Origin of the sequence: Variovorax sp. WDL1 (assembly GCF_001541225.1) — a bacterium.
Taxonomy (GTDB): domain Bacteria; phylum Pseudomonadota; class Gammaproteobacteria; order Burkholderiales; family Burkholderiaceae_C; genus Variovorax.
The window spans coordinates 1-2,195 of sequence record NZ_LMTS01000150.1; the positions used below are offsets into that span (position 1 = coordinate 1).

General features: G+C 62.7%; 2 protein-coding genes and 1 pseudogene. 2 read left to right on the forward strand and 1 reads right to left on the reverse strand.

Annotated elements, in window-relative coordinates; genetic code table 11:
- The first annotated feature begins 130 nt into the window (after window positions 1–130).
- Both APY03_RS20045 and APY03_RS45685 read left to right on the forward strand, forming a co-directional pair.
- The gene (locus tag APY03_RS20045) at window positions 131–1,096 is read left to right on the forward strand and encodes a Bug family tripartite tricarboxylate transporter substrate binding protein (protein ID WP_068679411.1); all 966 of its coding nucleotides are present in this window, start codon (window positions 131–133) and stop codon (window positions 1,094–1,096) included.
- A gap of 132 nt (window positions 1,097–1,228) precedes the next feature.
- Window positions 1,229–1,630, forward strand: coding sequence for a transposase (locus APY03_RS45685; RefSeq protein WP_083944483.1), 402 nt, complete (start codon window positions 1,229–1,231; stop codon window positions 1,628–1,630).
- A gap of 236 nt (window positions 1,631–1,866) precedes the next feature.
- Here the strand turns inward: APY03_RS45685 and APY03_RS40420 are convergent.
- Window positions 1,867–2,195, reverse strand: a pseudogene (locus APY03_RS40420) (hypothetical protein); the annotation flags it as partial.

Below are 2,195 nucleotides of genomic sequence, written 5' to 3' on the forward strand. Positions count from 1 at the left end.
GACCATCAAGGCCAGCGGCGGGCTTCGGTCCGATCTGCACCAACAGGCCGGATATGAGACCGCAGTCATTACCGCCAGCCGGAACTTCAAGAACTCGCTTGCCACACGGGAGGCGTCCATATGAGACATCATGCTGCGAACTATCCTTTCCCTGCTCTGCTGCATTCCCCTTATGGCCGGTGCGCCTGCGCATGCGCAGTACCCGGACAAACCCGTGCGGATCATCGTGCCGTTCGGCGCCGGCGGCGGCGCAGACGCGGCGGCGCGCGTCCTTGCGAGAGGCCTGCAGAACGACTTCGGTCGCACCGTGCTCGTCGAGAACCGCCCCGGCGGCAACACGGTGATCGGCGCCAACGCCGCGGCGAAGTCCGCAGCCGACGGCTACACTCTGCTGTTCACCTCCGGCTCCACCGTCTCGGTGCTGCCGCACATCATGAAGTCGCTGCCATTCGATCCGCGCAAGGATCTCGTGCCGGTGGGCAAGGTGGCCAAGTTGCCTTTCCTGCTGCTGGTGCAGGAAAGCCTGGGCGTGAACACGCTGCAAGAATTCGTCGCGAAAGCGAAAGCCGCGCCGGGCCAGTTCACCTACGCCTCCGCGGGCAGCGGCACCGGCGCCCACCTCGGCTTCGAGCTGCTCAAGAAAGACGCCAAGATCGAGGTCACGCACGTGCCCTACAAGACAACCTCCGAAGCCTTGCCGGACCTGCTCAGCGGCCGAGTGACGTCCATGATGGCCGATCCCGCCACCGCGCAACGCGCGTTAGAGCGCGGCACGGTCAAGGTGATCGCCGTCACCACCAAGGAACGCACTGCCACCTTCCCGAAAGTGAGCTCCATCGCCGAACAGGGCTACTCCGATTTCGATGTGGAGATCTGGTTCGGCGTGTTCGTTCCCAAGGGCACCCCCGAGCCCGTCATGGCCCGCCTCAACCAGTCCCTGACCACCTTCATGCGCTCCAACGAAGGAAAGGCGGAGTACGCCACCCTCGGCTACACCCCTGACCCGACCACCGGAAAAGACCTCGAAGACCTTGTTCAACGCGAAAGCGTGCTCTGGTCGTCGTTGGCCAAGACGGGTGCCCTGAAGATCGAATAACACAGGGCAGTATCGCCATCGGATGGGCCGCTTCCCCTCGGGGCAACACCGACCACACGTGCTCGCCGCGGTGGTGCCGAATCAGCGTATGCGTCCGGCAAACCCATCTTGAATGCGGCTTAGGAGCAAAGGATGCTCGTATCCACTACGACTGTTGGTGGACACGTGCACACTATCGCTCCTCAGGCTTCGGGCGACCGGCGACGTCGCCGTTTGCATAGCGACGAATTCAAGGCCCATGCGGTTGCTTCAGCCGCTCAGCCCAGGGTCTCCATGGCATCCGTGGCGATGGCGCTGGGCATCAATGCAAACCTTCTGCGCCGCTGGTTGCGTGACGTGGAGGTGTCGCCTGGCGGAATGGCGGAAGGCACCGCTCGCAAAGCTTTGCCCAGCACCGAGGCTGTGTCGTCGTCCTTCGTGCCCGTGCAACTGCCTGCGCCGGTCACGCCGGCGAGCGAGATTCGCATGGAAGTCAGGCGAGGTTCCACGACCATCTTGGTGACCTGGCCGGCGGCACTAGTACGACATCCCTGAAATAGCTTGCTGATTACGGCTCAAGGTACGGGGCGAGCAGCGTTGCAACTGCGGCCGCCGATTGCGCAAGGTCGCCCGATACGGGCAGCGGCTCCCAACGTCCCGTGTGACTGCGGAACGCAGCGGTGTACCTTGTGCGAGATACCTCCGTCAGCCGAGCAATGATGTCGACGACATCGTCGCCGCGGTGCATCTGGATCAGTAGGTGTTTGCCGTAGGGGCGAACTCGGACATGGTCATGCCCCGTGAGACGAGCCAGATGACGCTGGAGTTCGTCGGCTCGTGCTCGGGCGAATAGATCTGGCATCGGCAGGGATCCTCTTGGGTTCACCGGTCTGTAGTTCGAACCCGGCGAATGTCCACTTGAATGGCTGCGGCGCGCGATTGCGCTGGACGATGAAGTCCTCGGTACGCTGCCGCAGATGGGAGATCGAATAGTGGCTGGCGTGACGAAGCACTCGCCGTGTGTAGATGGCAAACAGCAACTCGATCTGGTTCACCCAACTGGCATGCAACGGGGTGAAATGAACCGCCCCGTATTTTGAGGAGGCTCCTTCGATTGAGA